This is a genomic window from Sulfuricella sp. (assembly GCF_035531155.1).
Lineage (GTDB): Bacteria > Pseudomonadota > Gammaproteobacteria > Burkholderiales > Sulfuricellaceae > Sulfuricella.
In genome coordinates this window covers 124,813-136,876 of sequence record NZ_DATKTK010000043.1, presented here as the reverse complement: position 1 = coordinate 136,876, position 12,064 = coordinate 124,813, and the positions used below count along the sequence as shown (strand labels likewise).

11 protein-coding genes are annotated in these 12,064 nt (G+C 61.2%); 5 read left to right on the top strand and 6 right to left on the bottom strand.

Features of this window, described 5'->3' with window-relative positions; translation table 11 throughout:
* Nucleotides 1–151: 151 nt before the first annotated feature.
* The 3 genes from VMV64_RS09690 to VMV64_RS09680 are packed head-to-tail and all read right to left on the bottom strand — an operon-like array spanning nt 152 to nt 2,933.
* Complete coding sequence (locus tag VMV64_RS09690; RefSeq protein WP_325329753.1) at nt 152–796, bottom strand: lactate utilization protein C; 645 nt, start codon at nt 794–796, stop codon at nt 152–154.
* Nucleotides 793–2,202 (bottom strand): LutB/LldF family L-lactate oxidation iron-sulfur protein, encoded by a 1,410-nt coding sequence (locus VMV64_RS09685; protein ID WP_325329752.1) that lies wholly within the window; start codon nt 2,200–2,202, stop codon nt 793–795. The genes VMV64_RS09690 and VMV64_RS09685 overlap by 4 nt, the downstream gene beginning before the upstream one ends.
* Nucleotides 2,199–2,933 carry a (Fe-S)-binding protein gene (locus VMV64_RS09680; RefSeq protein ID WP_325329751.1) on the bottom strand — a complete coding sequence of 245 codons (735 nt, stop codon included), beginning with the start codon at nt 2,931–2,933 and terminating at the stop codon, nt 2,199–2,201. Before VMV64_RS09680 ends, VMV64_RS09685 begins: the two co-directional genes overlap by 4 nt.
* A 223-nt stretch (nt 2,934–3,156) precedes the next feature.
* On the opposite strand from VMV64_RS09680, the gene VMV64_RS09675 reads away from it, so the two are divergent.
* Entirely contained in the window at nt 3,157–3,876 is a 720-nt protein-coding gene (locus VMV64_RS09675) for an IclR family transcriptional regulator (protein ID WP_325329750.1), read from the top strand.
* Here the strand turns inward: VMV64_RS09675 and nadC are convergent.
* The 3 genes from nadC to VMV64_RS09660 are packed head-to-tail and all read right to left on the bottom strand — an operon-like array spanning nt 3,864 to nt 6,009.
* Entirely contained in the window at nt 3,864–4,760 is an 897-nt protein-coding gene (gene nadC, locus VMV64_RS09670) for a carboxylating nicotinate-nucleotide diphosphorylase (RefSeq protein WP_325329749.1), read from the bottom strand. The genes VMV64_RS09675 and nadC overlap by 13 nt on opposite strands.
* Entirely contained in the window at nt 4,757–5,257 is a 501-nt protein-coding gene (locus VMV64_RS09665) for a TlpA disulfide reductase family protein (RefSeq protein ID WP_325329748.1), read from the bottom strand. Before VMV64_RS09665 ends, nadC begins: the two co-directional genes overlap by 4 nt.
* The gene (locus VMV64_RS09660; RefSeq protein WP_325329747.1) at nt 5,254–6,009 is read right to left on the bottom strand and encodes a hypothetical protein; all 756 of its coding nucleotides are present in this window, start codon (nt 6,007–6,009) and stop codon (nt 5,254–5,256) included. Before VMV64_RS09660 ends, VMV64_RS09665 begins: the two co-directional genes overlap by 4 nt.
* 165 nt (nt 6,010–6,174) lie before the next feature.
* Between VMV64_RS09660 and clpB the strand changes: the two genes are divergently transcribed.
* The 4 genes from clpB to VMV64_RS09640 all read left to right on the top strand — a co-directional run bounded on the left by clpB (nt 6,175) and on the right by VMV64_RS09640 (nt 12,031).
* Complete coding sequence (clpB, locus tag VMV64_RS09655) at nt 6,175–8,754, top strand: ATP-dependent chaperone ClpB (RefSeq protein ID WP_325329746.1); 2,580 nt, start codon at nt 6,175–6,177, stop codon at nt 8,752–8,754.
* A gap of 68 nt (nt 8,755–8,822) precedes the next feature.
* Nucleotides 8,823–9,245: a secondary thiamine-phosphate synthase enzyme YjbQ gene (locus VMV64_RS09650; protein WP_325329745.1), complete on the top strand. Its 423-nt coding sequence runs from the start codon at nt 8,823–8,825 to the stop codon at nt 9,243–9,245.
* Nucleotides 9,242–10,102 carry a TlpA disulfide reductase family protein gene (locus VMV64_RS09645; protein ID WP_325329744.1) on the top strand — a complete coding sequence of 287 codons (861 nt, stop codon included), beginning with the start codon at nt 9,242–9,244 and terminating at the stop codon, nt 10,100–10,102. Before VMV64_RS09650 ends, VMV64_RS09645 begins: the two co-directional genes overlap by 4 nt.
* A gap of 306 nt (nt 10,103–10,408) precedes the next feature.
* Complete coding sequence (locus tag VMV64_RS09640) at nt 10,409–12,031, top strand: SagB/ThcOx family dehydrogenase (RefSeq protein ID WP_325329743.1); 1,623 nt, start codon at nt 10,409–10,411, stop codon at nt 12,029–12,031.
* Nucleotides 12,032–12,064: the final 33 nt, after the last annotated feature.

Below are 12,064 nucleotides of genomic sequence, written 5' to 3'. Positions count from 1 at the left end.
ACTCTTTGCTACAGATTTTATCGGTGTCTGTTTTTGAGAAAACCCGGCTATCACAAGCCTTCGCAGGCAGTGGGCAGTTCCCAGATCCGACGGACTTTTATAACCAACTAAATTTGTTCGACTTTTAACCGGACACTACTGGTCTTATATATCAATCAATTTTTGTACTGTCGACCAGGATCAGCACAACTCGATAAGGGCCATGCGCTCCGAGCGTGACCGTTTGCTCGATATCCGCTGTGCGCGAGGGGCCGGAAATGAAATTGACGGCGCGCGGCGGGCGTTCGCATTCGCTGCGCAGTAAGTCCCAGGCATCTTCCATCGAGGCAACGATGCGGCCTGTTGCCACTATCGCAACATGGGTTTCCGGCAGCAGGCTGGCGCTGGCCGGCGTTTCCGGCCCGGACAGCAGCATCAGGGTGCCGGTTTCGGCAATGGCGCAAAAGGCGCCGGTAATGCCAAGCAAGTCGCGGTCATTCGCCGGTCGTGCCTCGATGTCCAGCCCCGCGCCATGCCACGGCAAATCTGCCAGAGCCGGCCAGCATACGCCCTGGCTGGGCAAACCGCGTTCAGCGAGATGGTGCGCGAGCACCGCCGGAACGTCCGCCATGCTGGCGGCTTCCATCACATCGCTGGAGAGCATGAGGGCGCGCTCCTTGAAGTGCGCCACCGGGTTATCCAGCCGGGGCGGTGCCGGCCCGCGCGCATGAGTGGCGAGGTGGGCGTCTATTTGCGCTGCTTCACTGCTGCCGAGGGCCTTGCCGATCCGCGCCAGAATTCTGTCTCGGTCGCTCATGGTCGTTTTCCTTGATGGTAGAGTTCGCGAAAGGTTTTACCCACCGGGGCCGGCATGTCGCGGCCATCGGTCCAGCCGCTTGCGCCGGGCAGGCGATGCAACAGTCCATCTGCGCCGCCGGCATATTTCAGTGCGCGGACTGCGATTTTCGTCGCCAGGGCATAGACGGCCGGGTGTCGCGCCATCCATGACCAAAGGCTGAGAGCGACCCGCTCCTGCCACGGTTTCAAGCCCCGCTCCGCCAACTTTTCGCGCAACTGGCGCAACAGGTCAGGCAGGGGGATTTTTACCGGGCAGACCTCGCCGCAGGCGCCGCACAGGGTGGAGGCGTTGGGCAGGTCGGGCGCATTTTCCAGGCCGACGAAGGTCGGCGTCAGGATCGAGCCCATCGGCCCCGGATAGACCCAGCCATAGGCGTGACCGCCGATGTTCTGGTAAACCGGGCAATGATTCATGCAGGCGCCGCAGCGGATGCAGCGCAGCATGGACTGCAATTCGCCACCCAGCAGGCTGCTGCGGCCGTTGTCCACCAGGATGATGTGAAAATGTTCGGGGCCGTCATGGTCGGCGGCGCCTTTGTTGCCGGTCAGCACCGACACGTAATTGGTGATCGACTGTCCGGTGGCGGAACGCGGCAGCAAACGCAGCAGGGTGGTAACGTCTTCCAGCGTCGGCACCACTTTCTCGATGCCGGTGATGGCGACATGCACCCGCGGCAGCGTGGTCACCAGGCGGCCGTTGCCTTCGTTGGTGACGATCAGGGCCGAACCGGTTTCCGCAATCAGGAAATTCGCGCCGGAAATGCCCATGTCGGCGGATAGAAACGCCGGGCGGAGTATCTCCCGCGCCTCGCGGCACAACTCGGCAATGTCGGTTTTGCGCGGCCGCTGGTGTTTTTCCGCGAACAGGTCGGCAATCTCTTCCTTGCTTTTGTGCACCACCGGCGCAACGATGTGGGAAGGCGGTTCGTGGGCGAGCTGCAGGATGTATTCGCCCAGGTCGGTTTCGACCACCTCGATGCCCTGCCTTTCCAGCGCCTCGTTCAGGCCGCATTCCTCGCTCACCATGGACTTGGATTTGGCCGCCTTGCGCACGCCGTGCAGGGCGGCGATTTCAGCGACGATGCGGTTGACGTCCGCGCCGGTGTCCGCCCAGTGGACTGTGGCTCCGCGCGCGGTGGCTTGCCGCTCGAAATGCAGCAGCCACTGGTCCAGGTTCTGCAGCACGCGGTCACGGATCGCCGCTGCCGCCGTGCGGCTTGCCTCGAGATCGGCGATTTCGCCGATCACCGCCGCGCGTCCGCCGACGAAACGGGTTTGCAGGCGCGACAGGGCCTGCTGGAGATTTTCGTCGTTCAGCTTTTCGCTTACATAACGCTTGAAGTTGATGGAGGAGACTTGCATCATGCCTCCCCTTCGGGACCGGCCAGCACTTCCGCGATATGCAGTACCTTGGTCATATGGTTGCCACGGCGGCGCAGCCGCCCCTCGATGTTGAGCAAGCAGCCAAGGTCGCCGCCGACGATGGCGTCGGTGCCGGCCGCCTCGATGTGGCCGCATTTGTTGTCCGCCATGCGCGTAGACAGGTCGCCGAACTTGACCGAGAACATTCCGCCGAAGCCGCAGCAGGTGGTGGATTCGACCATTTCCTTCAGGGTGACGCCGGGCATTTTGGCCAGCAGGGTGCGGGGCTGGATTTGCACGCCCAGTTCGCGCAGTCCGGAGCAGGAATCATGGTAGGTCAGCGTTCCCTGGAAGCGTCCGGGAACCTCCTCCAGCCTTGCTATGTTGACCAGGAAATCCGTCAGTTCGTAGGTGCGCTGGCTCAGTGGGGAGATTCTGGCCAAAACAGCGGGATCGTCGCGGAACAGTTCGGGGTAATGTACCCGGATCATGCCGGCACAGGAGCCGGAAGGTGCCACGACGTAATCGCACCCTTCGAATTCGCCGAGGAATTTCAGGGCCAGCGCTTTGGTCGCTTCCCTTTCTCCGGAATTGTAAGCGGGCTGGCCGCAGCAGGTTTGATTTTTGGGTACGACTACTTCGCAGCCGGCAGCTTCAAGCAGCCTGATTGCAGCGAAGCCGATGCCGGGGCGCATCGCGTCGACAAGGCAGGTGACAAATAAACCCACGCGCATTGTATTATCTCCTTGGTACAACAGTGTCTTACGGTTGGCCAATCATACGGCGAAGCTGAGCGGGTTGATGCCCTTTTGCCGTTGGTAAATTATTTTGCATAATGATCTAATGTTTCATATGATGCAACGTCAGCACGACAGAAATCCAGGTGAATCCGGTTTGAGAGGATCAGAAATTGTGAGCGAAGTTGAATCCAAATCGTCGATACAGGTTATCGACCGAATGATGAAATTGCTGAACGTATTGGCGGCCCACGCCGAACCCATCGGCCTGAAACAGATGGCGATACGGACCGGTTTGCATCCATCCAGTGCCCACCGCATTCTTGGCGTAATGGTGGAAAAAGGATTTGTGGAGCGCGTGGAACCCAGCAGCTATCAACTGGGCATCAAGCTGCTGGAACTGGGTAATCTGGTCAAGGATCGCCTCAATGTCCGGCAGGCTGCCTTGCCTTTCATGCAAAAACTACGCGACGAACTTGACGAGACCGTAAACCTGACGCTGCGCCAGGGAGACGAGATTGTGTATGTCGAGCGCGTGTCGGGAGGCAAGTCCATGATGCGTGTCGTGCAGGTAATCGGGACCCGCGCCCCGCTCCATATCACGGCCGTCGGCAAGATTTTTCTTGCCCAGGACGGCCCGCATGGCTGCGAGGAATACGCCCGGCGCAGCGGCATGCCGGCTTTCACCAAGAACACCATTACCTCGGCGCAGAAGCTTGCAGAGGCGGTCAAGGAAGCGAGCCGGGACGGGTTTGCCATCGACGACGAGGAGGCGGAAAGAGGCGTCTGCTGCATCGGTGCCGGCATCTACGATTCTGCCGCTAAGGTGGTGGCCGGTTTGTCCGTGTCGGCGCCGGCCGATCGCGTGAATTTCAAGTGGGCCGGCAAGGTCAAGGAAACCGCCGACGAAATCTCCCGGGTCTTGGGCTACCGCGGATAAACCTTGTGGCCCGCCGGGCAGGCGGGAGGATTAGCGGGCAGTGCGGCAAAGCGCATCGACAAATCCACTGCCTTGATGTCCTTGGTCAGGCTGCCGACGGAGATGCGATGCACGCCGGTTTCGGCCACGGCGCGCACGGCTTCCAGGGTAATGCCGCCGGAAGCCTCCAGCTCGGCGTGGCTGCCCGCTGCCTTCACCGCCTCGCGCATTTGTTCCAGGCTGAAATTATCCAGTAGAACCAACCTGGCGCCGGCTTCCAGCGCCTGCTCCAGTTCGTCCAGGCTTTCCACCTCGATCTGTATCGATACGCCCGGCGGCGCAATCTTCGCGGCCTGCGCCAGCACCTCGTGGATGCTGCCTGCTGCCATGATGTGGTTTTCCTTGATCAGGATGCCGTCGTAAAGGCCAACGCGCTGGTTTTCCCCTCCACCGCACTTGACCGCGTATTTTTGCGCCAGACGCAGGCCGGGCAGGGTCTTGCGGGTGTCCATAATTTTGGTGTGAGTATTGCTGACCGCTTCGACATACAGCCGCGTGGCCGTGGCCGTGGCGGACAGGGTTTGCAGAAAATTCAGTGCCGGGCGCTCTGCGCTGAGCATGGCGCGGGCATTGCCGCAAATTTTCGCCAGCGTTTGCCCTGCGGTAACTGCTTCGCCGTCGCGGGCGAACCATTTGATTTCAATGTTTGCGTCCAGCTTTCGGAAGCAGGCTTCGAACCAGGCCGTGCCGCATAGCACCGCCGCTTCGCGGCTGATGATAGAAGCGCGGGCCGCCTGCGCCGCCGGGATGAGCTGCGCGGTCAGGTCGCCGCTGCTGATATCCTCGGCCAGTGCGGCCTCGACGTTGCGGCGGATGGCGTCCAGCAGATGGCTGGAGAGGTTCATTTGGGGGGTAGCAATTCGGATATTTTTGCGACGTATTCAGGGGCGTCCCATTCTGCGCCGCCTTGCAGGGTGTAACGGATATTGCCTTGGGTATCCAGCAGGAAGGATGAGGGCGCGACAAAGACTTTCCATGCGGACAGCGCCTCGCCGTCGTTGTCCATGAGGACGGTGAAATCCATGTTCACTTTTTTCTGGAAGTCGAGTATCTCATTCTTCGTTTCCCCCATGTTGACGGCTAGAATAACGAAGGGTTTGCCTGCAAGCCTGGATTCCAGCCGCACCATCGAGGGCATTTCCTTGAGGCAGGGCGGGCAGTACGTGGCCCAGAACTGCACCATCACCACCTTGCCGCGGTAATCCTCCAGTTTGTGGCGTTTTCCATTGAGGTCATTCAGCGCCAGCGGCGGGGTGGGGCCGCCTTTCCAGGGTTTCAGATCCTGTGCCTGTGCGGAGGTAAGCAGGAACAGGCACGAAATGAAAAAAATCAGTTTTTTCATTGGGTAGACTCCAGTTGTTTGATCGCATCCAGGATCAGTTCGGGCAGTCTGTCGGTCATCGCCCTTTCTTCGTCCGTGGGATCCTGCACCGCGTAGAAAAAACCGCGCACGTTGGGCAATACCTTGCTGGCGACCTTGCTGCCGCCACGGGCGAATTCGACCTTGAGATGTTCCAGCCACCACCGTCCTGGGGAGCGCTGGCCTTGGTAGATGAATACCGGCAGGGAGGTTTGCGAAACGATGCTGTGATAACGGGCTTCCACGCCGGGTGCGGGTTTGACGGCATAGAGTTCCGGGCTGAACAGGATGATGCCGATCAGGGCGGCCCGATCTTGGGGTGTAGCCTGGTTCAGCCACATGTTTGCTCCCTGGAGGATAGGCAGGGCGCCGCGCCCGGTGGTGACCAGCACCACCTTCTTGCCGGTCAGCTTGATGGTCTGGTCTATGACCTCGGCGATTTCTATGGGGGGGAGCTGTTCCATGCTGCTGGCCACCGCCGGCAAGGAGTGGGCGCCCAGTACGTCCGGCAGCCAGGCCTCCAGCCCGATCCGGGACAGCGACTGGGATGCCCGTGCTTCCTGGGTGCCGAGGCCCTCGTCGCAGGGAAAGCCCAGCATCAGGGTGTTTCCTTCGCCGGGAAAGGTGCGCAGGTAAATTTCTGAGCCCGTGGACGTGCGCAGGGAGGTGGGTGCGGCCCACACGCCGGAGATGCAAAGCAATAATAAGAGAGTGAAAAGTCGGGAAATCATCATGGAATACACCCGGATTGCATCGTGCCAAGTGTAGCGCAAACTCATTGTTCTGTGAGGACTCATCGGTCTGATTTTTTGAGGAATATCCAAATTTATCCTTGAAATTCACCGATAATTCCCTATATAAGAGCTTGATATCTATTTTATTCTTGAGAGGGATTGACGATGCGTTTCGACAAGCTTACCACCAAGTTCCAGCAGGCCTTGAGCGATGCGCAGAGCCTTGCGGTCGGCCAGGACAACCAGTTCATCGAACCACAGCACCTGCTGCTGGCTCTGCTTGGTCAAGACGACGGCGGCACTTCTTCGATCCTGCAGCGCGCCGGGGGCAATGTCGGCGCGCTGAAACCCGCCCTGCACAAGGCGATCGAGCGACTGCCCAAGGTCGAGGGGCATGGCGGCGAGGTGAGCATTTCCCGCGACCTGAACAATCTCCTGAATCTCACCGACAAGGAGGCGCAAAAGCGCGGCGATCAGTTCATCGCTTCGGAGATTTTCCTGCTGGTTGCCGCCCAGGACAAGGGCGAGACCGGACGCCTGCTGAAGGAGAGCGGGGTTGCACGGGAAGCGCTGGAACAAGCCATCAACGCCGTCAGAGGAGGGGAAGCCGTGAACAACGCCGAAGCCGAAGGACAGCGCGAGGCCCTGAAAAAATACACCCTGGATCTGACCGAGCGTGCCCGACTCGGCAAGCTCGATCCGGTGATCGGCCGCGACGACGAGATCAGGCGCACGATTCAGGTGTTGCAGCGGCGCACCAAGAACAACCCGGTGCTGATCGGCGAGCCCGGCGTCGGCAAGACCGCCATCGTCGAAGGCCTGGCGCAGCGCATCGTTAACGGCGAGGTGCCGGAAACTATGAAGGGCAAGCGCGTGCTGGTGCTGGACATGGCCGGCCTGCTGGCCGGCGCCAAATACCGTGGCGAATTCGAGGAGCGCCTGAAATCGGTACTCAAGGAAGTTGGCCAGGACGAGGGCCGCATCATCCTGTTCATCGACGAGTTGCACACCATGGTCGGCGCAGGCAAGGCGGAAGGCGCGATCGACGCCGGTAACATGCTCAAGCCCGCCCTGGCGCGCGGCGAGCTGCACTGCATCGGCGCCACTACGCTGGACGAGTACCGCAAGTACGTCGAGAAGGACGCCGCCCTGGAACGCCGATTCCAGAAGGTGCTGGTGGACGAGCCCTCGGTGGAGGACACCATCGCCATCCTGCGCGGCCTGCAGGAAAAATACGAGCTGCACCATGGTGTGGATATCACGGACCCGGCCATCATCGCGGCGGCGGAATTGTCGCACCGCTACATCACCGACCGCTTCCTCCCCGACAAAGCGATCGACCTGATCGACGAGGCCGCGTCACGGATCAGGATGGAAATCGACTCCAAGCCGGAAGTCATGGATAAGCTCGACCGCCGCCTGATCCAGCTCAAGATCGAGCGCGAGGCGGTGAAGAAGGAGAAAGACGAGGCCTCGCGGAAGCGTCTGGCCCTGCTCGATGAAGAGATCGTCAAATTGCAGCGCGAGTCCAACGACCTGGAAGAGATCTGGAAGGCCGAGAAGGCCCAAGTGCAGGGCAGCCAGCATATCAAGGAAGAGCTGGACCGCCTCAAGGTGGAAATGGAAGCGGCTACCCGCAAGGGCGAGTGGCAGAAGGTTTCCGAAATCCAGTACGGCAAAATTCCGCAGTTGGAGGCGCAACTGAAGCACGCCGATACGGCCGGGGAAGCCATGCCGGCGCACCAGCTGCTGCGCACCCAGGTGGGTGCGGAGGAAATCGCCGAGGTGGTGTCGCGTGCGACCGGTATCCCGGTTTCCAAGATGATGGAAGGCGAGCGCGACAAGCTGCTCAAAATGGAAGACCAACTGCACCAGCGCGTGGTTGGCCAAGACGAAGCGGTGCATCTGGTGTCGGATGCTATCCGGCGTTCGCGTGCTGGCTTGGGCGATCCCAACCGGCCGTATGGATCGTTCCTGTTTCTCGGCCCCACCGGCGTCGGCAAGACCGAGCTGTGCAAGGCGCTGGCCGGATTCCTGTTCGATTCGGAGGATCATTTGATCCGCATCGACATGTCGGAGTTCATGGAGCGACATTCCGTCGCGCGCCTGATCGGCGCACCGCCCGGCTACGTGGGCTACGAGGAGGGCGGCTACCTGACCGAGGCGGTGCGGCGCAAGCCTTACAGCGTGATCCTGCTCGACGAGGTGGAAAAGGCCCATCCTGACGTGTTCAACGTCCTGCTGCAGGTGCTCGACGACGGTCGCATGACCGACGGCCAGGGCCGCACCGTGGACTTCAAGAACACCGTGATCGTGATGACCTCCAACCTGGGGTCGCAAATGATCCAGCAGATGGAGGGCGACGACTACCAGGTGGTGAAGCTGGCGGTGATGGCCGAGGTGAAAAGCTATTTCCGGCCGGAATTCATCAACCGCATCGACGAAGTGGTGGTGTTCCATGCTCTGGACGAGGAGCACATCAAGTCCATCGCCGGCATCCAGTTGCAGTATCTGACCCAGCGCCTGGCGGCCATGGAGATGAAGCTGGAGGTGTCGGACGCGGCGCTGACCGAACTGGCCGCGGCCGGCTTCGACCCGGTATTCGGTGCGCGGCCCCTGAAGCGGGCGATCCAGGCGCATCTGGAAAATGCCCTGGCGCGGGAAATCCTGGCCGGACACTTCGCGGCCAAGGACACCATCAAAGCCGACTTCAAGGACGGAAGATTCACGTTCGTCAAAGCCTGATTTTTCATGGCAGTATCGGCCGGCAAGGAGGTAAAATACAGACTTGCCGGCTTTGTTATTGAGTTCTTATGCGCCAAGCACACCAACAACTGACTGTTTCTTCTTCCCAAGGCCGCGGCCTGTATGAATTCACCCACGAGCTGCGCGACTGGGTGAGTTCGACGGGCATCCAGGCGGGTCTGCTGACGGTGTTCGTCCAGCACACATCGGCCAGCCTGCTCATTCAGGAGAATGCAGATCCGACCGTGCAGGCCGATCTGGAGCGGTTTCTCGCGCGACTGGTGCCGGACGGAGACCCGATTTTCCAGCACCGCCAGGAAGGGAAGGACGATATGTCAGCCCACGCCCGCACTGCGCTGACCCAGATCCACCTTGCCATCCCGGTTGTCGGCGGCGCTCCGATGCTGGGCGCCTGGCAGGGCGTCTTTCTCTACGAGCACCGTTACGAATCACAGAGCCGCAGGGTGATTTTGCACCTGCTCGGCGAATGAATAGGGTAATCCAAACCCTGTTACGTTTGGCGGTCGTAGCGGCGTGCCTGGCCTGCCTGCCTGCGATTGCGGCAAAACCGAACGATGCCGAGGCCATCCCTCATCTCGACAGCCGGGGCAAGGAGGGGTTCAGGGAATTTCTTGCAGCGGGGAAGCATCGCGCCTTCGTGATCGCGCCAGGTGGCGCATGGGCCTGGAAAGGCGCTGAGCCGACAACTGATTCGGCTGTCGAAGGGGCGATTCAGGAGTGCCAGCAAGGAACTGAGCAGCCCTGCGTGCCTTATGCCGTCGATGACAAGGTGGTGTTCGATGCCCGGCGGTGGGCCACATTGTGGGGACCCTATCTGAGCCGCGCGGAAGCGGCCAGGGCGCACATCGGCAAGGAGCGCGGCGACCGCTTCTTCGATCTCGCCATCAGGAGCCCCTCCGGCAAGTCGATGAAGGTGTCCGATCTGCGCGGCAAGGTGACCGTGCTGCATTTCTGGGGCACATGGTGTCCGCCCTGCCGGCGCGAAATGCCGGAGTTGCAGAAGCTCCATCAGGAACTGGGCGCCTCATCCGGCGTGCAGCTAGTCCTGCTGCAGATGCGGGAGGATTTTGCCACCGCACGCCAGTGGGCGCAGCAACAGCATTTAACCCTGCCTTTGCATGACTCCGGGGTTAAAGAGATGGGCACCGAGTCTTTGACTCTGGCCAACGGCAAGACCATTCCCGATCGCAGAATGGCGGTCGCTTTCCCCACTACCTATGTCCTCGACAGTTATGGCATCGTGGTGTTTTCTCATGTCGGACCGATCGAAGGCTGGTCGCAGTATCTGCCCTTCTTGCGTGACGTGGCGGCGAAATCGGGAAAATAAATAAGCTGAATGGGCAAATACAGTATCCGGAATCTGCCGTTGAAGGAGGTCGCAATGTGCCAGAACCAGTCATTGAGGACTGCAAATCCTTGGCTTCACGGCCATAGTTGACGGGCCAAAACAGGAGCATAATGCACCTGTTACCTTTTTTATGACGTTGAATTCAAGGCGGTATCTGCCCCGACACTGCGGACAGCAGTGGGCAAAAGCCAGAATCCAGCGATTCACTAAACTGGACTCCGGCTTCCGCCGGTGTGACAGTGTAGAGGTTGGGCCAGGTACCCCAATAAAGACTCGCTCCCACCCATGACCGACCTCCTCGCCAGCGTCCTCGACTATCACGAACGGACCAAGCACCACTTTCAGCGCTATGCCGCCGGCCCCGGCGACCTGGACTGGGCCACGCAGCCGGACCCCTTTCGCACCTATGCCGGCAGTCCGCAATTACCGTTGCCGCTGCTAACCGAAGCCAGCGCCATTCGGCAGGCTCGCTACGTCGATCTTTACGCAGCCGGCCGCATCGCATCGCAGCCGCTTAAACTCGGCAGCATCGCCGCCTTGCTGGAACTGGCCTTCGGCCTTTCCGCCTGGAAGCAATACGGCGACACCCGCTGGGCGCTGCGCTGTAACCCCTCCAGCGGCAACCTGCACCCCACCGAGGCCTATGTCGTAGTGCATGGCTGCGCCGGCATTGCCGACGGCGTGCACCACTACCTCAGCCGCGATCACGTACTGGAACAACGCTGCGGATTCGCTGCGGCCGAGGCCTTGTTGCCCGCCGGCACCTTCCTTTTGGGTCTCTCCGCCATCCACTGGCGCGAGGCCTGGAAATACGGCGAGCGCGCCTTCCGCTATTGCCAGCACGATGCCGGCCACGCCATCGCTGCCGCCCGCTATGCCTCGGCCGCACTCGGCTGGCAGGCGCAACTGCTCGGCAACTGGGGCGATGCCGACATCGCCGGCCTCCTGGGCCTGGACCGTGCGGCCGACTTTGGCACGGCCGAACACGAACACCCAGAGCTCATGCTGTTGATCTCTACCCAGCCCATACCGGGCGAGATCGATCCCGCACCTCTCCTGCACGCCGCCGCCACGGGCTGCTGGGCCGGCCAAGCCAATACGCTTTCTCCCCACCATGGCCATGATTGGCCGGTCATCGAGGAAGTGGCCGAGGCCAGCTACAAGCCCCGAACGGAAGTATCTGCCTGGCAAATGCCCAGCCTGCCCGAGCCCATCTCCAGCACATGCCAGGCCGGTGCGATGGAGATCATCAAGCAGCGCCGCAGCGCGCAGGAATTCGACGGCGTCACTTCCATTTCCGCCGCCGCCTTCTACCGCCTGCTCGACATGACCCTGCCGCGCGAGCATGTGCCGCCATGGGACGCCATCGCCTGGCCGCCGCGCCTGCACCTGGCCCTGTTCGTCCACCGGGTTGAAGATCTGGTGCCCGGCGTCTACCTGTTTCTGCGCAATGACCAGGTCGAAGCCAAAATGCGCGCCGAACTCTCCGGCGAATTCCAGTGGGAGCGGGTAGAGGGCTGCCCCGTGCACCTGCGATTGTTCAGGGTGGTGGCGGCCGACGCCCGCAACGCCGCCAAGGCCTTGTCCTGCCACCAGGGCATCGCCGCCGACAGCGCCTTCAGCCTGGGCATGCTGGCCGAATATGAAAGCGCACTAGCCCAAGGACCGTGGACCTATCGACAACTTTTTTGGGAAGCCGGCATTCTGGGCCAGGTGCTCTACCTGGAAGCGGAGGCTGCCGGCGTGCGCGGCACCGGCATCGGCTGCTTCTTCGACGACGGCGTGCACGACCTGTTGGGCATTAAAGGCCGCTGGCTGCAAAGCCTGTATCACTTCACCGTGGGCGGCGCACTCACCGACACGCGGCTGCAGACCCTGCCGCCGTACGCGCATTTGCAGCGGGAGTAAGCCACGACAAGGCTTTTTTTCCGGATATTCTGG

What these genes read in the sequence shown, in the direction of transcription:
- VMV64_RS09690 (WP_325329753.1), bottom strand. Translation starts at nt 796, where the DNA reads ATGAGCGACCGAGACAGAATTCTGGCGCGGATCGGCAAGGCCCTCGGC.
- VMV64_RS09685 (WP_325329752.1), bottom strand. Translation starts at nt 2,202, where the DNA reads ATGATGCAAGTCTCCTCCATCAACTTCAAGCGTTATGTAAGCGAAAAG.
- VMV64_RS09680 (WP_325329751.1), bottom strand. Translation starts at nt 2,933, where the DNA reads ATGCGCGTGGGTTTATTTGTCACCTGCCTTGTCGACGCGATGCGCCCC.
- VMV64_RS09675 (WP_325329750.1), top strand. Translation starts at nt 3,157, where the DNA reads ATGATGAAATTGCTGAACGTATTGGCGGCCCACGCCGAACCCATCGGC.
- nadC (WP_325329749.1), bottom strand. Translation starts at nt 4,760, where the DNA reads ATGAACCTCTCCAGCCATCTGCTGGACGCCATCCGCCGCAACGTCGAG.
- VMV64_RS09665 (WP_325329748.1), bottom strand. Translation starts at nt 5,257, where the DNA reads ATGAAAAAACTGATTTTTTTCATTTCGTGCCTGTTCCTGCTTACCTCC.
- VMV64_RS09660 (WP_325329747.1), bottom strand. Translation starts at nt 6,009, where the DNA reads ATGATGATTTCCCGACTTTTCACTCTCTTATTATTGCTTTGCATCTCC.
- clpB (WP_325329746.1), top strand. Translation starts at nt 6,175, where the DNA reads ATGCGTTTCGACAAGCTTACCACCAAGTTCCAGCAGGCCTTGAGCGAT.
- VMV64_RS09650 (WP_325329745.1), top strand. Translation starts at nt 8,823, where the DNA reads ATGCGCCAAGCACACCAACAACTGACTGTTTCTTCTTCCCAAGGCCGC.
- VMV64_RS09645 (WP_325329744.1), top strand. Translation starts at nt 9,242, where the DNA reads ATGAATAGGGTAATCCAAACCCTGTTACGTTTGGCGGTCGTAGCGGCG.
- VMV64_RS09640 (WP_325329743.1), top strand. Translation starts at nt 10,409, where the DNA reads ATGACCGACCTCCTCGCCAGCGTCCTCGACTATCACGAACGGACCAAG.